Genomic DNA, 21,668 nt, shown 5'->3' with positions numbered 1-21,668 from the left:
TCCCCCCTATTAGGATGTATCGGACGTAGAGGCGAAAATAGTGAGTACGGAGGAAAAAAAGATGGTTTACTTGCGAACGATCCGACTGATGCGCGAACAATTTCCTCAGACCAACCGTTATCCGTTCACGCTACCATCGATCCGTCAGCTGGAGGAAATCGAAATCACGAGTAGCGTCACGTATTTTGTAGGGGAGAACGGTTCCGGCAAGTCTACGTTGCTAGAGGCAGTCGCGTACCAATGCGGTTTTCATACAGCAGGTGGTTCCCGCAATCATTTTTACGAAGTAGATCGGTCAGAGGCGAGCCTGGGTGATTTTGTCCGGCTCTCCTGGATGCCCAAGCAGACCAATGGCTTCTTTCTAAGGGCGGAAAGCTTTTACCAGTTTGCCAGCCATGTCGATGAGCTGGAAAGAGAACGTTCTACAGGCTTTTCTGCGTATGGGGGGCGCTCCCTGCACGAACAATCTCATGGAGAGTCCTTTTTGTCCCTGTTCACGAATCGGTTTACAGGAAAAGGTATTTATTTGCTGGACGAGCCTGAGGCGGCCTTGTCACCGATGCGCCAGCTGGCGTTTCTCTATGTCATGAAGGATCTAGTGGATGAGGGAGCACAGTTTTTGATCGCGACACATTCCCCGATCCTCATGGGATTCCCGGAGGCGAAAATTCTCAATTTTGATGCTTCCCCGATGGAAGAGATCCGATATGAAGACACAGAACATTATCAATTGACGCGGCGTTTTTTGGAAAACCGTGATCGATACTGGGTAGACTAAAAATTATTTTGTTTTTCTTGTCACAAAACGTGATTCGGTGGTTTCTATTAGATGAACGAAGCGAAAGGACCCGAAGAGACCGGAATGTGGTTCGTGCAGGTCACTCGTAGACGGGCCCAGCCAGGATGGAGGGAAGAACAGTGGAGGTGCAAGCAAAACTGGCGATGAATTCCATACTTGTCCAGGATGAAACGGATTCCTTTCGAGACTTGTTTACGACGTACTATCCCTTCGTCGTGCGGCAAATCATGAGGATTGTCAAAGAGCAGCAAACAGCGGAGGATATCTCCCAGGAAGTGTTTCTATCCTTTTACCATACGGATCGCTCCGTGATTGAAAATATTCCGGCGTGGCTGTCTCGCGCTTCCGTATATGCCGCCTACAACCACCTGCGTTCGGAAAAGCGCAGACTGACCAGGCAGGAGAAGGAAGCGGAAGGGAAAGAGCTGGTCGCCCCTTCTTCCGAAGACACGTGGCTGGAAAAGGAAGCGATCGAGGACGTGCGCGATGTGCTCGCTAAGCTGGATGAACGAGAACGGACCTTGCTCTTGATGAAATACTCGGGATTTGCGTATGGGGAGCTGGCAAAAGCAACGGGGACGGAAGTAGGCTCGGTCGGGACGCTGCTGTCGCGGGCCAAGACCAAATTTCGCAACATGTATGCTCGGATGAGGGGGGAAGAAGGATGAAATGTGCAGATGCAGGCATGATTCAAGCGTATCTGGATGGAGAGTGCAGCGCCTCGGAAAGCGAAAAGTTCCGAGACCATGTGAAGCAGTGTGACCAGTGTCGTCTGAAGCTGGAGGAGCTGTTCGCTCTGGAAGCCTGGACTGCGAACACGTTGGAGCAGGAGCTGTTTCGTCCGGTAGACAAGGTCAGAGTCGATACTGAGGCAGCTTGGCAGGCCTTTTCCCGCAAGATAGGTCAAAGCGAAGGCCATGGCAAGCCTGTGCAACTTGGTTCACAAAAGAAGGTATTAAAAAGGAGCTGGAAAGACATGAATAAAAAGACGAAAAAATGGGTGACAGGGACTTCGGCAGCAGCTGTGCTGGTCGTATCGCTATCTTTCCCACAAGTACAAGCAGCAGCTAGCGATCTCTTGTCCATTTTCCGAATGGATAAAGTAGAATTCGTCAAAGTGACAAAGCAGGATCTGCAGGATGTCGAAGCCTGGATGTCCAGTGGGCGTGCAGGTGAGATGGAGCTGAAAGGAATCGGTAAGCTGTGGATTGATGAAGCTGGCCAGAAAGACAAGGAAAACCGCTACTACAATAGTCGTGAGGCAGCAGAAAAAGCAGGCGTCAAACTGCCAGCTCTGCCAAAAGGACTGGATGTAGAAAGTGTGGATATCAGCCCTTCCTTTACCCTCCAGCTCGAAATTAACGTGGAGAAAGCAAACAAACTGTTAGCCCAGATGCAGGTTGATCAGCAATTCGATGAAAAATTGAGCGGCAAACGCTTTTCTCTGCATGTCCCGGAATCACAAAACATCTGGCTCCGCTCCGGAGAAAACAGCCTGAACTACATGGTCGTGGATGCTCCTGAACTGAAAGCACCAGAAGGAGTGGATCTGGAGCAGCTGCGCAATACGATGCTGGCTCTGCCGTTCATTCCGGACAACGTGAAAAAGCAAATGCTCAGCATCAAGGATTGGCAGCACACTCTCCCTATGCCGTACTTGACGGACAAGGACAGCAAAATGAAAGAAGTGAAAGTCAACGGTACAGATGCCGTTCTCATCTCGTCCGAACACAACAGCCAGATCATTTGGCAGGAGGATGGTCACATCCACATGCTGCAAGCCTATGACAAGATCAAGGGCGATGAACTGTTGGAAATTGCCAAGAAAATGTAAAAAACCAGATAGAATGGATCAGCAGAGCTCCCTTTTTGGGGATGCTCTGCTTTGTACCGTTTTGGGAGAAAAAAGGAGGCCAGAGGAGCGATGGCTGATTACGTAATCGAGACCTGGGACCTGACCAAGCAGTATGATGGCAAGGCAGGTTGCAAAAATATCACCTTGCAAGTCCCACGAGGCTCGGTATTTGGATTCTTGGGACAAAATGGAGCCGGCAAGAGCACGTTTGTCAGGACCATGCTCGGATTGTTACACCCAACCAATGGCAAGGCCGTGATGCTCGGCCATCCGATCGGAAGCGTAGAAGCACGCCAAAAGGTAGGGTATTTGCCGGAGCTGTTCCGTTATCCAGATTGGTTGACGGGGACACAGCTTCTGGAGCATCATGCGGAGCTATGCGGCTTGTCCCGTGCCGAACGAAAGAAAGTCATTCGTGATGTGGTCGCTCGCGTGGGTATGTCGGGGAGAGAAAAGGAGAGAATTCGGGGGTATTCAAAGGGGATGCAGCAGCGGATCGGTCTCGCTTGCGCCCTATTGTCCGATCCGGACCTGATTTTTTTGGATGAACCGACCTCTGCCCTGGACCCGATTGGGCGAAAAGAAGTACGGGAGCTGATCGCCGAGCTACGAGACCAAGGGAAGACGATCTTTCTCAATAGTCATCTGTTGAGTGAAATGGAATCCGTGTGCGATCATGTCGGGATCATCCATCGGGGAGAGCTAGTGGTCCATGGAGAGTGGCGCAAGCTGAGTGCGGTCTCGCCGCAAGTGGAAGTAATGCTGGAAGCAGGACAGCGAGGATTCATCGAACAGCTTCCGCCTTTTGTAAAGGAAACGGAATTCATGCGCCAGGACGCAGATCAGGAACGCTGGCTGGTCACTCTGGATCAGGATGGGAGAGTACCTGCGCTGGTGCAAGCTCTGGTTTCGCAAGGTGCTGCCGTTCATGAGATTGTGCGGAAGCAACAGTCATTAGAAGAAGTCTTTTTGTACTGGGTACAGAAAAAGGAGGGGGAAGCACATGTGGTCCATCATTAAAATCACGTATAGAGAGATGATCTCCAAGCGCATCTTTACGATTACGCTCCTGATGTCCCTCGCCTTTTTGCTGTTGTTTGGAGTTGCGACCTGGTACGCATCGAAAGAAATGGGGGACATGCTCGGAAATACAGGAGATGCCCTGCTGCAGCAAGGTTTTTTCTCAACGCAATTACTGGGGATGGGCCTGTACTTTGGCTCCTTTATTACAGCACTGCTCGCGATTTTGAGCAGCGTCGGCAGTATCGCCTCCGAGGTAGAGAGCCATCAGATAGATACGTGGTTGGCTCGTTCTCTGCCGCGCAGCAAATATTTGCTGGGGAAGTTTGGCGGATTGGCCAGCATGCTCGTCCTCTATGCGATCCTGATGTTTTTAGGCTTGCTCGGGATTAATCAGTTTGTCGGGGGAGGCGTACTGGCCGTTCAAGTCAGCATAGGTCAGATCGTGACGGCACTTGGCTTTTTCGTGCTCATGCCGATTATTCTGGTCTGTGTTTCCTTGCTGCTCAGCAGTATCACGACGACCGTAACCGGCGGGATCATCCTGATCATTTTGTACGGGATCAGCTTTATTGGGGGATTTATTGAGCAAATAGGTACGATGATCAACCAGAGCTCCCTCATCAATATAGGGATTATTTCGAGCCTGTTGTTTCCGACGGATTCTCTGTTCCGCAAAACAACGATTGCCCTTTTCGATACGGCAGATGATCCGATCTCTTTTGCTTCGCAGGGCTTTTTTGGCAGTACCTCTGCCCCGAGTGACGCCATGCTGATCTATACGTTGATTTATGGAGCAGCTGCTTTGTGGCTGGCTGTACGGATGTTTAGCAAACGAGATGTTTAAATGAAAAAGAGAACAGCATCATGACTGCCGTTCTCGATCTTTGAGGAGCTGGATCAATTGGTCCAGCTTTTCGTTTTACAGATAGGAATTAATCTTCTCCTGCGAGCTTTTGTGGTTTCTAGTAGCCTGTTTTATACGGATATTCATGGTTCGTACCAACGTCCCATTTAAGGTTTTTCTCAAAGAAACTCCGTGGAAAATTCCCAGGACCCAATAAGCTGGTGATTTTTATGACGTTAATAAAGGAAATACGGCTAATGTCGTTTATGGCCAATTTCTATTCGCTCTGACTGAACATTGTTATAATGACAGCAATTGATGAAAGCGCATTCGTTTATGAAAACACGTACGTTTTGAAAGCGTATTCTTCTGAGGGGGAACTGATCATGCTGTCATGGCTCGGATTTTTAATGGTTGCACTCTTTATGTACCTGATTATGTCCAAACGGCTATCCGCACTGGTTGCCTTAATCGTTGTACCTGTCATCTTTGCGCTTATTGGCGGCTTTGGGGCAGACATCGGTGATATGATGCTGACGGGTATCAAACAGATTGCACCTACAGGTATTATGCTGCTTTTTGCCATCCTGTATTTTGGCATTATGATGGATGCAGGGTTGTTTGAACCATTGGTTGCCAAAATATTAAAAATAGTCAAAGGTGATCCGCTGAAGGTGATTGTTGGGACGGCCATTTTGTCCAGTCTCGTGGCATTAGATGGCGATGGAACGACTACGTATATGATTACCGTTTCAGCCATGCTGCCCCTTTATCAGAGACTGGGGATCAAGCCGATGATTCTGGCAGTCGTACCGATGCTCGCACTGGGCGTTATGAACATGGCTCCATGGGGCGGTCCGACTGCCCGTGCGATGAGCGTACTGAATCTCGATGCTTCGCAGCTTTTCACACCGGTCATTCCGGCGATGATTGGTGGCCTGGCTTGGGTTATTTTTGTAGCCTGTATTTTGGGGAAACGGGAGAGAAAACGGCTGGGGGTTATCGACTTGAGCCAAGATCACGCGGTTGATCTGGCTGCAGGGGAAATGGCAGCGGCAGGTGACTCACTAAAACGTCCGCGACTGATCTGGTTCAATCTGATTTTGACTGTCGTCTTGATGGTATGTCTGATCATGAGCTTTCTTCCCCTACCTATTTTGTTCATGCTTGCTTTTGCTGTTGCTCTGCTGGTCAATTATCCCAAGATGGAAGAGCAAAAGGAGCGGATCTCGGCCCATGCAGGAAATGCGCTGGCGACTGTATCGATGGTGTTCGCAGCAGGGATTTTTACAGGAATCTTGACGGAAACCAAGATGATCGATGCCATGTCAAATACGATTGTTTCCTTGATTCCCGATGCACTCGGTTCCCATATGCCTGTCCTCGTCGCTTTGACGAGCATGCCATTCACGTATTTCATGTCCAATGACGCGTATTATTTCGGTGTCGTTCCGATTCTGGCCAACGCTGCAGCAGCTTATGGTGTAGATCCGGTGGAGATCGGTCGCGCGTCGATCCTGGGTCAGCCGCTGCACGTATTGAGTCCATTGTTTGCCGCACAATACTTGCTGATCGGAATGGTCGGTGTGGATTACGGGGAGACCCAGCGGTTTATTTTGAAATGGGCATTTGGCACGTCGATCGTCATGATTGTCATCGCTATTTTAACTGGAGTCATTTCGTTGTAAACTTTTTCAATCTGAAGTATAGAGAAAAAGTAAAGAGGCCTTGGATGGCCTCTTTTTGCTGCATCCGCTCATGTGAAAAATCATCCCATGCTTGGCTACAATGGAGAAGAGGAGGGAAGGACGTGCGGTTTCACACAAAGCTCTTGATCATGATGGGATCACTCTTGCTAGGCGTGATCGTTCTATTAGGGATCTCTTTTGAACAAATGCTGGACGGCGCACTGCGCAAGGAAATTGGAACGAGGGCACTCCATACGGCAAAGGCAATCGCACGGATGCCGGAAATTAAAGAAGCTTTTTCAGAACCGGACCCTGCTCACACGATCAATCCTTTAGTGGAAACGATTCGGCAGGACACGCATGCTGCCTTTATTACGGTCGGTAATCGTCAAGGCATCCGTTACTCTCACCCAGACCCCGAGCAAATTGGGAAACCGATGGTCGGTGGAGATAACGAGGCGGTATTCGCCGGTCAATCGATTATTTCGGAAACAGTCGGTTCGCTGGGACCAGGTCTTCGCGGCAAGACCCCTATCTGGGGTGACGCAGGGAATGTGATTGGCGTGGTCTCCGTAGGCTTCCTCTTGGAGGACATACAGGAGACGATCGAAATGTACCGCGATCGAATTGTGTTGATTGGAGCAGTCATTCTCTTACTGGGAATTATTGGAACGCTGCTGATTGCACGAAATGTCAAAGAGTCCATCTTTGGTCTGGAGCCTGTACAGATTGGACGGATGTATCAGGAAAATCAGGCCGTACTGGAATCCATTCGGGAAGGGATCGTCGCGGTCAATACGGATGGGGCGATAACGATGGCAAACCAAACAGCGATGAGCTTGCTCGGACCGTCAGAAAAACAAGGGCTGATGGACGGGGAAAACAGGGAATGGCTGCGCTCCCTCCGGCTCCTCGACGTCATGGAAACGGGAATAGCGGAATTTGACCAAGAGACTTTTGTTGGGAAAAAGGCTTTGATCGTCAATCGCGTACCCATTTTGGATAAAGAAGGACAAGTTATGGGAGCTGTGGCGAGCTTTCGTGACCGATCGGAGCTGTTTCGCGTGACACAGGAGCTCTCACGCGTAAAAGAATACGCGGAGGCTCTCCGTTCCCAGACCCATGAATACTCGAACAAGCTGCATTTGATTTCCGCCTTGATTCAACTGGAATCGTATCAGGAAGCGGTCGATTTTATTTCCACAGAAGTAAACGTCCACGTCAGCAGTACGCAAATGATCATGCGGATCGTCCCCGATCCACTTATCGGAGGTTTGCTGCTGGGAAAGGTGAATCAGGCCAACGAACGAAAAATTGTACTGACGATTGATCCGGAGAGTCATTTCCGTGATATAGCGACTGCGATTGACCGATCACTCTTGATTGTCATTCTGGGAAACCTGATAGACAATGCGATGGATGCGGTCTGCGCACCAGATGCGTTTGCCAAAGAAATCACGATCTACTTGGGACAAATGGATGAGCTCTTGCTAGTAGAGGTGGAGGATCGTGGACCCGGGATTCCAGAAGAAAACGCGGATAAGGTGTATGAGCGAGGCTTTTCCACCAAGCATTTGCAAAACCACGGCTACGGCCTGTTTTTGGTAAAGGAGGCAGTGGAGCAGCTGCATGGAACGATTACCCATGCTGGAAATCCGCAGGGGGGGACAATCTTTACCGTCATGCTTCCACAGGGCCTAATCCGGTGAACGAAAGGGAGGATCGACACGATGAATCAGCACCAGAGTGATGAAGCGAACCGCATTCGCGTGCTTATTATAGAAGATGATCTGAGAATTGCCGAGGTAAACCGACGATTTGTGGAAAAGATAAGCGGCTATGAGGTGGTAGGGATCGCCGCCGACAAGGAAGAGGCAAAGGATCAGCTGGAGCTGTTGCAGCCTGAGCTTGTCCTGTTGGATGTGTACTTTCCGGATATGAACGGGCTCGAGTTTCTTTCCTACATCAAAGAACACCACCCGGGTAGCGACGTGATCATGTTGACCGCCGCCAAGGAAGTAGATGCAGTCGTCGATGCCATTCGCTACGGCGTCTTTGATTTCATCACCAAGCCGCTGATTTTTTCAAGACTGCAGCAGACGTTGCGGAGCTATCAAGATTTTCGCAAGAAGATTCACGTTTTGAAGAAGGAAGGGGAGTCGATCAATCAGGAGGAAATCGACCAGCTTGTACACGGTTCTGGGGTGAAAAGCAGCAAAGAGAGCAGACCGGTCAAAGGCATCGACAGGATAACACTGGAGAAGATCACCTCCTATCTGATGCAAACGGAAGAAGCGACTACGGATCAGGTGAGCAAAGAAACGGGAATCAGTCGATCGACTGCGAGACGATATCTCGAGTATTTGGTGACAATGGGGGAGGCCAATGCGGACTTGTCCTACGGGGTAGTCGGGCGGCCAGAACGCGTATACAGACGGGGAAGTAAAGCCAAAGGATAACGGGCATGACTATAGAAGAAAAGGAAGTCCAGCGACTAGGCCGGGCTTCCTTTTTCTGTGGCTCAGGTAAAACTGCAATGAGCTTCTACCCGATAGATTCGCTGTCCGCGAGACGAAAAGCGTTCTTCGTATTCCGTCATGACGTTGTCTGCAGCGAGCTTGGATTGATGCAAGTCGAACGTGATGTTATGCATCTGGAAGCGTTCACTGGCAAACTGGTTGAGCGAAAACTCGAACAGCTTTTCATTGTCAGTCTTCATATGAATCTCTCCATCGGACTTCAGCACTTGACGATACGTATTCAAAAAGCTGGCGTAGGTCAGACGGCGTTTGGCGTGACGGGACTTCGGCCAAGGATCGCTGAAGTTGAGGAACAGGCGGGAGATTTCATGATCGGCGAACAGATCCGTCAATACAGCTGCATTGAACTGGACAAACGCCAGGTTCGGAATCTCGCGGTATTCGGTGCGTTGAACCGCGCGCAGAACGACCTCCGCTTTCAGCTCTACCGCGATGAAGTTCACATCAGGATGACGCTCCGCCAGTGTATTAATGAAACGTCCTTTTCCACAGCCAATCTCGACATGGATGGGATTGTCATTTCCGAACCGTTCTCTCCATCGTCCTTTGAAGGATACAGGGTTGTCCACGAACGTCGGATATTCGCGCAGGGCCGATTCGGCACCTGGTATGTTGCGCAGTCGCATATGTGCCTCCTTTAAACGAACTCCTATCTACTTTACGATGACTCTCACTAGGTTGCAAGCATGTAGAAAGAGAGAGTAGCTAGATTCGAGTCCGAAGAGAGGAATTGCACGGGCAATAGGGATTTTTTGTAAGTGAAACTAGGATATAAGTCACGTGTTATGCGGATGTGAGGAAAAATAGTGTGGATAAATTTGGGGGATTTGTGAGGAACATCTTGGTAATAAAATTAACTGAAAATTTGAGGAATGCTTGTGAAATCAGGCGTGACAGCGTCAAGATGAAAAGTTATCCAGAAGTGGTTGCGAGATTTGGTAATAATTTGGGAATTTAATAGAATCCAGACCAATGGTAAAGTAGAGAACAAGTGAGAGGTCAGCCAAACTTTGCATAAAAAAAGCTTCTTGTCGAAGTCATTTGAGAGAAGCATTTACGGTTTCGTAGAAGCTTTTATGCGTAACGGAATACGAAGCAATATTGCGAATATTCCTACACGATCAAAAGGGAGGATGAACATGAAACTACATAAAGGATTAATCGGGGTATTGATGGGATTGACACTGGGATTCACGGCCATCGTAGCTCCACTTCCAGGAGATCAGAATGTGGCTCATGCAGCTTGGACACAAGCCAAAGCTGACAAAGTCATTACCACCGGGAAAAAATACTTAGGCACACCTTATAAATTTGGAGTGAGTAGCAGTACCACAAGAGTATTCGACTGCTCTTCCTTTACAAAGCGCGTATTTGATGTAGCAGTGGGCAAATCCCTGCCGCGCACATCCCGTGATCAAGCGAAAAAAGGGGTCAGTGTATCCAAGAGCAACCTGAAAAAGGGCGATCTGATCTTCTTTAAAGCGAGCACCACCACGACGAACAAGCGCATTACGCACGTGGCTATCTATGCCGGCAACAACAAAATTTTGCATACCTATGGAAAACCTGGGGTGACGTTCACATCGTTCAAAGGGACGTCTTGGGAAAAACGTTTCGTCTCCGCGCGTCGTGTACTATAACGAACTCGTCTGGCTCTCTACTTATTAATACGCAACCGATTCAAATTCGTTGCGAAATGAAAGAAAGCAAATCCTGTCAGTTTTTACGATATTCAAAATAGCGAAGGAGTTCCCAAGTGTCTTACTAGGGGGCTCCCTTTTTATATGGAAGAACGGTTGACGATTATACTACTTAGGTAGTATATTTCTTTGTGAGGTGAATGTTTTGAAAATTCAACAAACAATAGATGGCCTAAAAGATCTCGGCTTTACGGAATACGAGGCAAGGATTTATCTCTCTCTCCTCCGTTCCCATCCTTCTAATGGAAATACGATCGCCGTCCAATCCGGTGTGCCGACACCAAAGGTATATGAGACCTTGCGCAAGATGCAGGAGCGGGAAGTCGTGTTTGCAGTGGCGGGCGGCGACAAAGGCAACCAGATGCGTTACAGCCCGCTGCCCTACGACGATCTGCTATCGCGTAGCAAAAAAGCGTTTTTGGGAAATGTAGACTTCTTGCAAAATGCCCTCACTGAGATAGCTGCGATGAGTGATACCAACTGGACAGAACTCTTTGTCATAAATGGGTACGCGGCGGTCATGGAGGCTGTGCGCTCGGCAGTGACGGAGTCAAAGACGGACATCATCATGAGCCTGTGGAGCCAAGAGCTTGATTTTCTTTATGAAGCACTCATGGATGCGCATCAACGGGGGGTTTCGATTGTTACGCTGACGTTTGATCAGGCGGTGCACGTGCCTTGGCGTAATTTCAAACACCATCATGCGGACCTGATTCGTGCTCGTCACGCAGGAGAGCTCAATCTGGTGCTGGACAAAGAAAAAACGATCATTTTCCAATCGTCGGATGAACGCCCCCATGCAGTCGTATCCAGACATCCTGTGACGATCAAGACAACTTTGAACTACATACGTCACGACATTTACGTCAACCGGATTGTTGAGGACTTTGGGGAGGTGATGACACAGCGTTACGGTTCAGGACTGGAAGGCCTCATCAATGACTTCTGACAGCAAGGTGTCCATTCATCCATTGCGGTGGATGGATGCGTACAAATGAAAGCGATTACAAGGAGGGAATGGCATGTCCGACCACGTTTCAAAAGAAGGCACCCGGTCAGGCAAAAATGCTGTCAAATGGCATACTCTGTTTGGTTCGTTTTTTAGCTACACGCTGGATGCGATGGACTTTATGTTTCTGGCTTTGGCGTTGCCCGTCATTATTAAGGAATGGAACATGTCGCTCGGTGACGCTGGACTGTTGGGTACCTCTACCTTGATCGGGGTAGGGCTGAGCAGTGTCGTGCTTGGATGGTTTTCCGATAATTACGGCAGGAGAAGGGCTCTGTTAGTGAGTCTTGGCATCTTCGGGCTGTTTACAGTCGCGATTGCCGTGTCTCAGACGTGGGAGCAGTTTATGGTGCTGCGTTTCCTCGCAGGTCTAGGGCTCGGTGGAGTGTGGGGAATTGCCTCTGCATATGTAAGCGAGACATGGTCCGCCAAGCATCGGGCGCGTGCGACTTCGTTTGTGCTGAGTGCATGGCCAGTCGGATATGGTCTGGCTGCGTTACTTGCGGCTGTCATCTTGCCCCGGTACGGTTGGAGAGCGCTGTTTGCTTGCGGGCTTGCGAGTCTGTTGGCCATGATTTATATCTACTACTTTGTTCCCGAATCAAAAGCCTGGCAAGAAAATAAAAGTAAGCGCGAACGTGAGCTGAATCGTCCCGTCAAAGTGTCGGTCAAAGAACTGTTTAGTGGGGGACTGGCAAAACGCACGATCTTGGCGACTCTCGTTTCGTGCTGCACATTGACCGCTTACTGGGGAATTAATACGTGGCTGCCGACATATTTAACCAAGGAGAGGGGATTGTCCGTAGACATGATGGGCATGTTCCTGATCGTGATCAACGTCGGCATGTTTATCGGGTATCAGCTGTTTGGCTATGTCGCGGACAAAATCGGGCGGAAAAAGATCTGCATCCTTTCCTTCTTCGGTGCTGCAATCATGATTCCGCTCTATGTATTCACGCAGAACGTGACCGTCTTGTTCTGGATGGGTCCCTTGTTATTCTTGTTTTTCTCGCAAGCGGGCGTATTTGGAGCGTACTTCTCAGAGCTGTATCCGACGCATTTACGAAGTATGGGTGCTGGCTTTTGCTTCAATGTCGGACGGGGGCTGTCCGCTTTTGCTCCGTTTATACTCGGGCATATTGCGACCCAGTACAGTCTGGGGACTGGTTTTGCCCTGTGCGCCATCACGTTGATTATTGGCGCTGTGATCACGCTGTTCTTGCCGGAGACAACTACATCAGCAGAAACAACTACATATGAGCATGAAGCGACCGCTTAAGCACAAGGAGGAGGGGAAAGAGCATGACGCGAAAAACACGACGTATCATTGACCTCAGTGTACTCATGGATCCTGTGGCAAAGGAGCCGTCTCCGCCAGACATCCAGTATGGCGACCACGAGAGCGGAGCCGTACACGCGGCACAGCTGTTCGGGTTGCAACCGGCTGATTTTCCTGATAGCAAAGCATGGGCGAATGAAACCATTACACTGACGACTCATACAGGAACGCATGTGGATGCTCCCTGGCACTATTGGCCGACGTCAGAAGGAAAGCCGTCCAAAACGATCGATCAGCTGCCATTGGAGTGGTTCTATGGAGATGGTGTACTGCTAGACTTTAGCGACAAGCCATCCGGCTATGAAATCACGGTGAGTGATGTGAAGCAAAAGCTGGAGGAGATCGACTACACGCTAAAGCCGTACGACATCGTCCTGATTCGCTCGGATGCGGATAAACGATTCTACGAGGACAACTACTATCAGTCACATGCTGGGGTGTCCGCAGAGGCAACTCACTGGCTCATCGACCAAGGTATCAAGGTGATGGGCACGGACGGATGGGGGTGGGATATCCCGTTTTCCATTCAGGCGGCCGACTACAAGCAAAATCCGCGTGAAGGAGTGCTCTGGGCTGCTCACTACGTTGGCAGAGAGAAAGAGTATTGCCAGATTGAAAAGCTGGCAAATCTGGACCAACTGCCAAAGCCGTTTGGTTTTACTGTTGCCGTCTTTCCAATCAAGATCAAGGGAGCGAGTGGCGGCTGGGCTCGTCCTGTTGCCATCATCGAAGAATAGGGGGGAGAAAAAATGAGATTTGCTACATATAAAGTCGATAGAGGAGATATTCGCGCGGGCTGGGTGACTGAGCAGGGCATCGTGGATATGAATGAAGCGAGCCAGGGAGAGCTGCCTGCGAATATGCTCGACTTTTTGGCGCAGCAGGAAAAGTATCTGCCACTGGCTCAGAAGCTCGCTCAAGAGGTACAGACGCCGTCCTATTCTATGGAGGAGGTAAAGCTGCTGTCTCCCGTGCCAAATCCGCGCAGTGTTCGAGACTTCATGGCATTTGAGCTGCATATCCTCAATGCAGCCAAACGACTGGGACAACAAATGGCACAAGCCTGGTATGAGATTCCCGCTTTTTATTTTACGAACCATCAAGTGATCCAGGGGACAGGCGCCAAGATTGCCAGACCAACCAGGTGCGAATGGCTGGATTACGAGCTGGAGATCGCGTGCGTCATTGGCAAGGAAGGGAAAAATATTCGAGCCCAGGATGCGGAAGAATACATCTTTGGCTACTCCATATTAAATGACTGGTCTGCGCGCGACCTGCAAATGAAAGAATCCAAGATCGGTCTCGGTCCGGCAAAAGGCAAAGACTTTGCGACGTCGATGGGTCCGTATCTGGTGACGAAGGACGAACTGGAGCCGTATCGCATAGGAGATCGCTTTGATCTGGAGATGGTCGCCAGGGTAAATGGGAAAGAGCTCTCCCGCGGCAATTTCAAAGACATCTATTATACCTTTGGGCAGATGATCGAGCGTGCGTCAGATGGCGTGACGTTGTATCCCGGAGATGTGATCGGATCAGGGACGGTAGGAACGGGCTGCCTGCTCGAATTGGGGCCTGATGTGCATCGTTGGCTGGAGCCGGGCGACAACGTGCAGCTCGAAATTACTGGGCTCGGCATTTTGGAGAATACGATTGAATAAGAGAACAGCAAAAACCCCCTTACGCTGTAAGTAAGGGGGTTCGTTATTGGCACAAATTAGAACTTCAATACAGCACCGTTGCTCGCGTTGGTAACCATTTTGGAATAGCGAGCCAGATAACCGGTTTTCACTTTTGGTTCAAACTCTTTCCAGCCTTCTGCGCGGCGAGCCAGTTCTGCTTCATCTACGTGCAGTTGGATCGAACGATCTTCCAGGTCGATGGAGATGATGTCTCCGTCTTGTACGAAAGCGATCGGACCACCTTCCGCAGCTTCAGGGGATACGTGACCGATACTGATTCCGCGGGAAGCACCAGAGAAGCGTCCGTCGGTGACGAGTGCTACTTCCTTACCCAGTCCCATACCCACGATTTGCGAGGTAGGAGCCAGCATTTCCGGCATGCCCGGGCCACCTTTTGGTCCTTCGTAGCGGATGACTACGACATGACCAGATTTGATTTTGCCAGAAGCGATCCCTTCCAAAGCTTCTTCCTGAGAGTCAAAGCAGATTGCTGGGCCCTCATGGCGTTTGATAGAAGGATCGACACCGCCCGTTTTGATGATAGAGCCTTTTTCTGCCAGATTACCGAACAAAACAGCCAGGCCACCGACTTCACTGTATGGGTTGTCGAGACGACGGATGACTTGATCGTTTTTGATCTCAGCGCCCGCGATGTTTTCAGCCAGCGTTTGACCTGTAACGGTGATGCGGTCTGGATGGATCGCACCTGCTTTTTTGGCGATTTCATTCAATACGGCAGAAACGCCGCCTGCTTCATGGCAGTCCTCGATATGGTAATCGGAGGATGGAGCCAGCTTGCAAATATGGGGAACGCGCTTCGCTACTTCGTTGATGCGCTCGATTGGATACTCAAATCCAGCTTCTTGTGCGATTGCCAGTGTGTGCAGAACGGTATTGGTAGAACCGCCCATCGCCATATCCAGTGCAAAAGCGTCGTCGATGGCTTCCAATGTAACGATGTCGCGAGGTTTGATGTCGCGCTCGATCAGATGCTTCAGTTTTTCCGCAGAGGATTTTACCAGCTCTTTGCGCTCTGGGGAGACTGCGAGAACAGTACCGTTTCCTGGGAGAGCGAGACCGATTGCTTCCAAGAGGCAGTTCATAGAGTTCGCAGTAAACATACCGGAACAGGAACCACATGTCGGACAGCCGTATTGCTCCAGCTCTTCCAATTGTGCATCGTTGATCAGACCTGCTTGATGCGCGCCGACCCCTTCAAAAACAGAGGACAAGGAGATGGAACGACCGTCACTCGTTTTCCCAGCTTTCATCGGGCCGCCCGTTACGAATACGGTTGGAATGTTGACACGCAGCGCACCCATGATCATACCAGGCGTGATTTTATCACAGTTCGGGATGCAGATCATACCGTCGAACCAGTGAGCAGCAACTACCGTTTCGAGGCTGTCCGCGATAATTTCACGGCTAGGGAGGGAGTAGCGCATCCCGATGTGGCCCATCGCGATCCCATCATCAACGCCAATGGTGTTGAATTCAAATGGAACCATGCCTGCCGCACGAACGGCTTCTTTTACGATTTTTCCGAATTCTTGCAAATGTACGTGACCCGGAATGATGTCGATGTAGGAGTTACAGATGGCGATAAACGGTTTATCGAAATCCTCGTCTTTTACACCTGCTGCGCGCAGCAAGCTGCGGTGTGGCGCACGGTCAAATCCTTTTTTGATCATATCACTGCGTTGTCTAGCCAATTGAAAAATCTCCCTTCCATATAGATGATACCTGTCTTTGGTTTTGAACTATCTTATCACTTTTTTATTAATAGAAACAACCGTAAAAGTCTGAACATTTGTTCAGAGTTGCTCGAGGGCAACATCGCTCACGCCAGTGATAAGCACGGGTGAAATAGAATTATAGGCGTATTTGAGCTACAATAGAGGAATTGATAATATTTGTGTTGGAGTGAACAAAATGATAGAGGAACTAAAAAATATTTGTGAGGAAGGCAGCGAGGAAGAGCAGCAAATCCTGGAGCTCGCTCTCAAGTCTATTCGCCAAAGACGAGAGCGAAAGAGCGCCTTTTTGTCCGGCTTTCTCGGATTGCAGGGTGAGTTTGTGGACGAGCGAACCTATCGATTCGAGATTCCCCTCACCGTGTTCATGCACAATTCGGGTGGGGCTGTTCACGGTGGTATATTGGCTACCTTAATCGATTCCGTGATGGGCTCACTCATCAATCGTTCTCTGCCGCCGGAAGAATATGCCGTGACCACCGAGCTGAAGATCAATTACTTGCGCCCGGGAAAAGGGGAAAAGCTGCGTGCGGAAGCGACTTTCCTTCACCGTGGACAAACACTGGTCGTGATGGAAGGCAGTGTGTACGATGATCGAAACAAACGGATTGCCCATGGAACTGGGACATTCATCGTATTGAAACGGTCATAATGAAAAACCTCTGCGCACGTGGTTTGTGGCAAGAGGTTTTTCGATGTGTGCAGGCACTCTCATTTGATTAGAACGATTACTTGATAGAGACGAGCCCGCTGTATTGAGAGATGTACGACAGCACTTTGGATGAAAGGGGTACGATGAACTCCATGTTTTCCTTCTCGACGATCCCGGAACGGGACACGACGCGAGTCCACTTCACCACTAACTTGTAGTAATCGGAACCAAAGGTCGAGTGGATCGTTTCGCTCTGATAGCGAAAGGATATAGGGGCTGAATCCAGTTTGACCGGAATCATGCTGACAATGTCATGCAGGAACAGGTGGTACGTCAAATGTGGCTTGAAGAATACCAGCTCCTTGCTTGTGATAGAGCAACCGAGACTATTGTTCATCTGAGAAAATTTGAGTTCGCCTTCCAGATTCTTTAGACGAATAAAGTCGCTGTTCATATTTGTTTTCCCCTCCTGTCAAAAAGTCGGATCGGGTGTCTCTCTATCATAGTAAGGGTGCAGACAAGAGTGCAAGTGAAATCAATGGAACTGTAGAGAAAAGAAGGAGATGGAATCCATGCTGGAGATTGCCAAAGAGGCAGCGAGCGTAGCAGGGGCGTATCTTTTGGAGCGTTTTCTGGAGCAGCTCGTGCCAGATGAAGAACTGCACAACGACGTGAAATTGCCGGAAGACAAGGAGAGCGAGCGACGTATTATTGAGGTGCTCCATCGTCATTTCCCGACCCATACCATTTTTTCGGAAGAAGTAGGCATGGTATCGCGTGAGGAGGAGTATTTGTGGATTGTCGATCCTCTCGACGGAACGAATAACTACTTCATCGGCTTTCCGTACTTTTCGATCTCCATCGCCTTGCAGCACATGGGAGAGCTGGTGCTGGGTGTCGTGTACAATCCAGTCGCAGGACAAATGTTCTGGGCGGAAAAAGGAAAAGGAGCTTACTTGAACGGCAAACGATTGTCGGTCAATGAGCGGACAGACCTGACCAGAGCGGTCGGTACTTATATCCGGGGAAGAAATACGATCACAAAAGAGCAGGAGCTGGATTTCACCAGACCGTTTATGATGAATACCAAGCGCTTGCTGCGTAACGTGGCTCCAGCTCTGGACTGGTGCCTTCTCGCCAACGGCTGGCTGGACTACGTCGTCATGCAGCGCTCGGGCATTATGGATGTCGCTGCGGGAATCGTGATCGCCCAGGAAGCGGGCGCTACCATCACGGATTGGCAAGGAAATCCGTATCGACACGAGCCGTTTCAACAGGAAGGCTTTCGTTCCTTGCTCGCAAGCAACGGGCATTTGCATGAGACCGTTCGTGGCTTGATCCAGGAATAAAGACAGCCTGGTGGATCGTACGCTCCGGCAGCAGCGATTCTTTTGCTGAACTGCCGTTTTTTTATGGTTCATTCAGGAAACCATCAATTCCCTTATGCGTATAAATTGATAGTCTGTATGATGAGAAGTTGAGGTGGAGAGAATGGCACGATTAGAATATCGGTGGCTAGACGAAAAAAACGGCTACCCGGTCCTGTTTTATTACGACCGTATTGATCAAGATGAAGTCTCCCTGCGATTTGCTTGTGATTATCTAGTGAAGGGGCACGTCGTCTATGAAAAGACTTCCTGCGCCGCCCTGCCTGGATGCTACGTGATTTACGTCAAGCGCTCCACGGATGAACAGGCAGTGGACTACAACCACACAGCTTCTACCCGTTGGGGCAACATCCAGCTTGAGCTGCGGGAGTACAAGGAAGGGACCATGACATACCCCCTTGTGCATACGTACTACTTCAAGGACGATGACGAAGCCTTGTTGTACCTGCAAAGCGATTATTTGGTTCTCGATGGGCGCGAGTGGGAGAAGACTTCGGCTGAAGTCGATGAAGACAGGCGCGTGTATGTGTATTACGCGCGGCCAACTTTGTAGGGGGAAGAGAAATGGCACTAACCAAGACGGCCAAGATGGTCGGGCTGTTTATAGCTGCCACATTGACGGTCACCGGTTGTTCGTCAGACTATGATGACGATTGTTACGATCAGGACAATGATGGATATTGTGATGATGACGGTGGTGGATCCAGGGGGAGTTCATCCACCTATTATTCCAATGGAAGCAAAAAGTACAAGAGCAGTTCTACTGGAGTGAGTACCGGCTCGTCCAGTTTCACCAGTGGGTCTAAGGGCGGCATTGGAAGCTCTGGCGCAAGCTCGGGGTGAGAACGAAAATGGCAGATCCGATGCAGACAAGACGTGAGCAGATTTATGGCCCCATGCGCGAGGAAGGCGTATTCACCTGGGACCGGATGTACGGGGAAGAGTACGCGCTGGCTGATATCCATCTCATCACAAAGTCGTTTCGTGAAGAGCTGGCAGAGGCTACGAACAGGCTAGGAAACATTTATGCAAAAGTAGTGCCTGTGCTACAACAGGCGGATGATTCTCTTCTGCGTGAATTAGGTGTACCCGAGCAAGCACTTGCGGCAGTCCGCATCGTCGTTTCACAATCTTTGCCTACGGTTATTGGCCGCTTTGATTTTGCTCATACCACTGAAGGTTTAAAAATGCTGGAATACAATAGTGATACGCCTACAGGGATCGTGGAGGCTTTTTACGTAAACGGACGTGCTTGCCGCTTTTTCGATTTGGAAGATCCGAATGAAGGCATGAATGCACAAATGGCGCCTGCCTTTGGTAAACTGCTCGATGCGTATCAAAAACGGGGGTATCCGACGGAGCAGATCTGGTTTAGTTCTCTGGACTGGCACGAAGAGGATAAAGGAACGACGCTGTATTTGCTTCGCGAGTCAGGTCTCTCAGCCAAGTTCGCCGCGCTTGAGCAGTTACGTGTCTGGGAAGATCGCTTGTATGTGCAGGATGGACAGGAGATGCTGCCAATCGATGTGCTCTATCGCTTGCACGCATTGGAAAAGCTCGCTGAAGAAAGAGATGAGGACGGTTACCCGACAGGTGCTCATGTGCTCCAGTTGATCGCAGATCGCAAGCTCGCTGTCATCAATCCGCCGAGTGCTTTTTTGACACAGACAAAAGCACTTCAGGCACTGATCTGGAATTTGCATGAGGAAGGGAAATTCTTTCAGTGCGAAGAACACGACACCATAGCCCATTACATGCTACCTACTTATTTTGAAAACCATTTTCTGGGAGAGGTGGACTATGTCACCAAGCCTGTTTTTGGCCGAGAAGGTGGAGGAGTCATCCTGTTTGATGTAGAGGGTGGTGTCGTGGACAAAGATCAGGAGGAATGTTACTGGGAGCAACCGATGATCTACCAAAAGCGGGTAGAGCTACCGAAAATCAAGGTGAATACGGAAGCAGGAGCCTATGACGGACGCTTGCTCTGGGGTTCCTTTTTGATCGGAGCCAAACCATCCGCGATTGTCGCCCGTGTCGGAGGTCCCATTACGAACAACATGTCTTACTACTTGCCAGTAGGAATAGCAAGATAGCGGAAGGAGAGGAAGAACGACGTGGATTCACAATTGGGTAATTTACTAAACTTTTTGTCGTATTTGATTGTCACGATTCCCATTTTGGCCATAGGCATTTTTGTATTTACGTTAACTACCCCTTACAAGGAGTTTGAGCTCATCAAAAACGGCTCACAGACGGACGACCCGAAAAAAATGGCGGCAGCCAAAGCAGCTGCACACGATTTGGGCGGAAAGATTATCGGACTGGCGATCGTGCTCGCCTCTGCCGTGTATCATGCTGTGAGCCTGTGGGATCTCGTCATTTGGGGGATCGTCGGCATGGTTTTTCAGGTGTTGGTCTTTTACTTGTTTGAATGGATCACCCCGTTTAAGGTCGTATCTGAAATCCCGAATGGTAACGTATCCGTTGGGATTTTCGCTTCGAGGCTGAGCATCGCGGCAGGTTTGCTGATGGCTGCACTCATCAGCTATTAGAGACCTGTCATAAGGCGCTTAGCTCGAGGAGGAGTCTGCTTGTTTTGGCGTGTGTTGTATGAGATCTTTGTCATCATGCTCGTGATCACCTATGCAATCCTGCTGTCAGCTGATTTTTCCGTTCATCCACTGCTGACAGACGAAGTGATGGATCAGGTCGATCTAGGACTCATTAGCTTTTTGGTAGTAGAATATCTGATTCGTTTGTTGCGCTCAAAAGACAAGCGAAAGTTTATCATCAGCAACTGGTTTGATCTCGTAGCCATGATTCCATTGGACCATTATTTTTATTTGGCCCGCTTTATGCGGGTTATGCGGCTGATCCGTATTTTACGAGCATCGCCATTTTTGTGGAGTATTGTTCAATCCGGGTCCATGCGTCGCGTGTTTGGTGTCGTTTCGATGATCATGCTGTGGAGCTCCTTGGCGATCTACCTGCTCGAGTACGGAGTCAACGACAATATCAACAGCTTTGGTGATGCGCTGTGGTGGTCAGTCGTGACGACGACGACGGTAGGTTATGGCGACATTTCTCCGGTCACGCCAGGTGGTCGGATTATGGCGACGATCCTGATGCTTACAGGAATTGGGATGCTTGGGGCGCTGACAGCGAATTTTGCTACGCACTGGACAGAGCTGCATGATAAAAAACCTAGGAATGATCAGGATCGTCTCACACAGGAATTGTCGAAACAGGCCATTCGGCACATCCAGGAAATCGACCAATTGACGGAGACGGAATACGAAACTCTAAAGGAAACAGTCGATTTACTGTACCGTAGGACGAGAAAAGAGCAGATGGATAAACAAAAGAACGAAGAAGACCGCTGAGCATTGGCTTGGCGG

General features: G+C 49.7%; 23 protein-coding genes. 20 read left to right on the top strand and 3 right to left on the bottom strand.

Annotation, left to right across the window (positions count from 1 at the left end):
- Positions 1–61: 61 nt before the first annotated feature.
- The 8 genes from AN963_RS11190 (at position 62) to AN963_RS11155 (ending at position 8,668) form a co-directional block, all read left to right on the top strand.
- Positions 62–778, top strand: a complete 717-nt coding sequence (locus AN963_RS11190) for an AAA family ATPase (RefSeq protein ID WP_055746255.1) — start codon at positions 62–64, stop codon at positions 776–778.
- A gap of 164 nt (positions 779–942) precedes the next feature.
- On the top strand, positions 943–1,467 hold the full coding sequence (locus AN963_RS11185; RefSeq protein WP_055746254.1) for an RNA polymerase sigma factor SigX: 525 nt from the start codon (positions 943–945) through the stop codon (positions 1,465–1,467).
- Positions 1,464–2,633: a DUF4367 domain-containing protein gene (locus AN963_RS11180; protein WP_055744684.1), complete on the top strand. Its 1,170-nt coding sequence runs from the start codon at positions 1,464–1,466 to the stop codon at positions 2,631–2,633. Before AN963_RS11185 ends, AN963_RS11180 begins: the two co-directional genes overlap by 4 nt.
- Positions 2,634–2,723: 90 nt before the next feature.
- Positions 2,724–3,674 (top strand): ABC transporter ATP-binding protein, encoded by a 951-nt coding sequence (locus AN963_RS11175; RefSeq protein WP_055744683.1) that lies wholly within the window; start codon positions 2,724–2,726, stop codon positions 3,672–3,674.
- Positions 3,658–4,521, top strand: coding sequence for an ABC transporter permease (locus AN963_RS11170; RefSeq protein ID WP_055744682.1), 864 nt, complete (start codon positions 3,658–3,660; stop codon positions 4,519–4,521). Before AN963_RS11175 ends, AN963_RS11170 begins: the two co-directional genes overlap by 17 nt.
- Before the next feature lie 386 nt (positions 4,522–4,907).
- The gene (locus tag AN963_RS11165; protein ID WP_055744681.1) at positions 4,908–6,209 is read left to right on the top strand and encodes a CitMHS family transporter; all 1,302 of its coding nucleotides are present in this window, start codon (positions 4,908–4,910) and stop codon (positions 6,207–6,209) included.
- Between the two features lie 122 nt (positions 6,210–6,331).
- Positions 6,332–7,918: an ATP-binding protein gene (locus tag AN963_RS11160; protein WP_055744680.1), complete on the top strand. Its 1,587-nt coding sequence runs from the start codon at positions 6,332–6,334 to the stop codon at positions 7,916–7,918.
- 21 nt (positions 7,919–7,939) lie between these two features.
- The gene (locus AN963_RS11155) at positions 7,940–8,668 is read left to right on the top strand and encodes a response regulator (RefSeq protein ID WP_055744679.1); all 729 of its coding nucleotides are present in this window, start codon (positions 7,940–7,942) and stop codon (positions 8,666–8,668) included.
- 62 nt (positions 8,669–8,730) lie between these two features.
- On the opposite strand, the gene trmB is transcribed toward AN963_RS11155, so the two are convergent.
- Complete coding sequence (trmB, locus tag AN963_RS11150; RefSeq protein WP_055744678.1) at positions 8,731–9,375, bottom strand: tRNA (guanosine(46)-N7)-methyltransferase TrmB; 645 nt, start codon at positions 9,373–9,375, stop codon at positions 8,731–8,733.
- Positions 9,376–9,888: 513 nt separating this feature from the next.
- Here trmB and AN963_RS11145 point away from each other — a divergent pair.
- From AN963_RS11145 to AN963_RS11125, 5 genes are all read left to right on the top strand, one after another.
- Positions 9,889–10,389 carry a C40 family peptidase gene (locus tag AN963_RS11145; RefSeq protein WP_055744677.1) on the top strand — a complete coding sequence of 167 codons (501 nt, stop codon included), beginning with the start codon at positions 9,889–9,891 and terminating at the stop codon, positions 10,387–10,389.
- A 205-nt stretch (positions 10,390–10,594) separates the two neighbouring features.
- A complete protein-coding gene (locus tag AN963_RS11140; protein ID WP_055744676.1) occupies positions 10,595–11,398 on the top strand; it encodes a TrmB family transcriptional regulator in 804 nt (267 codons plus the stop codon).
- A 73-nt stretch (positions 11,399–11,471) separates the two neighbouring features.
- Complete coding sequence (locus AN963_RS11135) at positions 11,472–12,737, top strand: MFS transporter (protein WP_055744675.1); 1,266 nt, start codon at positions 11,472–11,474, stop codon at positions 12,735–12,737.
- A 23-nt stretch (positions 12,738–12,760) separates the two neighbouring features.
- Positions 12,761–13,534 carry a cyclase family protein gene (locus AN963_RS11130; RefSeq protein ID WP_055744674.1) on the top strand — a complete coding sequence of 258 codons (774 nt, stop codon included), beginning with the start codon at positions 12,761–12,763 and terminating at the stop codon, positions 13,532–13,534.
- A 12-nt stretch (positions 13,535–13,546) separates the two neighbouring features.
- Positions 13,547–14,455, top strand: coding sequence for a fumarylacetoacetate hydrolase family protein (locus tag AN963_RS11125; protein WP_055744673.1), 909 nt, complete (start codon positions 13,547–13,549; stop codon positions 14,453–14,455).
- Between the two features lie 56 nt (positions 14,456–14,511).
- Here AN963_RS11125 and ilvD read toward each other — a convergent pair whose 3' ends face one another.
- On the bottom strand, positions 14,512–16,188 hold the full coding sequence (gene ilvD, locus AN963_RS11120) for a dihydroxy-acid dehydratase (protein WP_055744672.1): 1,677 nt from the start codon (positions 16,186–16,188) through the stop codon (positions 14,512–14,514).
- A gap of 220 nt (positions 16,189–16,408) precedes the next feature.
- Here ilvD and AN963_RS11115 point away from each other — a divergent pair, with 220 nt between their 5' ends.
- Complete coding sequence (locus tag AN963_RS11115; RefSeq protein WP_055744671.1) at positions 16,409–16,882, top strand: PaaI family thioesterase; 474 nt, start codon at positions 16,409–16,411, stop codon at positions 16,880–16,882.
- Positions 16,883–16,958: 76 nt separating this feature from the next.
- Here the strand turns inward: AN963_RS11115 and AN963_RS11110 are convergent, their stop codons facing one another.
- On the bottom strand, positions 16,959–17,336 hold the full coding sequence (locus AN963_RS11110; RefSeq protein ID WP_055744670.1) for a hypothetical protein: 378 nt from the start codon (positions 17,334–17,336) through the stop codon (positions 16,959–16,961).
- 118 nt (positions 17,337–17,454) lie between these two features.
- Here AN963_RS11110 and AN963_RS11105 point away from each other — a divergent pair, with 118 nt between their 5' ends.
- The 6 genes from AN963_RS11105 (at position 17,455) to AN963_RS11080 (ending at position 21,653) form a co-directional block, all read left to right on the top strand.
- The gene (locus tag AN963_RS11105; RefSeq protein ID WP_055744669.1) at positions 17,455–18,231 is read left to right on the top strand and encodes an inositol monophosphatase family protein; all 777 of its coding nucleotides are present in this window, start codon (positions 17,455–17,457) and stop codon (positions 18,229–18,231) included.
- Positions 18,232–18,373: 142 nt separating this feature from the next.
- Positions 18,374–18,823 carry a hypothetical protein gene (locus AN963_RS11100; protein ID WP_055744668.1) on the top strand — a complete coding sequence of 150 codons (450 nt, stop codon included), beginning with the start codon at positions 18,374–18,376 and terminating at the stop codon, positions 18,821–18,823.
- A gap of 11 nt (positions 18,824–18,834) precedes the next feature.
- The gene (locus AN963_RS11095; RefSeq protein ID WP_055744667.1) at positions 18,835–19,113 is read left to right on the top strand and encodes a hypothetical protein; all 279 of its coding nucleotides are present in this window, start codon (positions 18,835–18,837) and stop codon (positions 19,111–19,113) included.
- 8 nt (positions 19,114–19,121) lie between these two features.
- Positions 19,122–20,363, top strand: a complete 1,242-nt coding sequence (locus tag AN963_RS11090) for a glutathionylspermidine synthase family protein (protein WP_236707950.1) — start codon at positions 19,122–19,124, stop codon at positions 20,361–20,363.
- A 21-nt stretch (positions 20,364–20,384) separates the two neighbouring features.
- On the top strand, positions 20,385–20,822 hold the full coding sequence (locus AN963_RS11085) for a DUF350 domain-containing protein (protein ID WP_055744666.1): 438 nt from the start codon (positions 20,385–20,387) through the stop codon (positions 20,820–20,822).
- Between the two features lie 39 nt (positions 20,823–20,861).
- A complete protein-coding gene (locus AN963_RS11080) occupies positions 20,862–21,653 on the top strand; it encodes a potassium channel family protein (protein ID WP_055744665.1) in 792 nt (263 codons plus the stop codon).
- Positions 21,654–21,668: the final 15 nt, after the last annotated feature.

The sequence above is a fragment of the Brevibacillus choshinensis genome, assembly GCF_001420695.1.
Lineage (GTDB): Bacteria > Bacillota > Bacilli > Brevibacillales > Brevibacillaceae > Brevibacillus > Brevibacillus choshinensis.
Note: the sequence above shows the minus strand (reverse complement) of the source record. Positions and strands in the feature narration are given on the sequence as shown.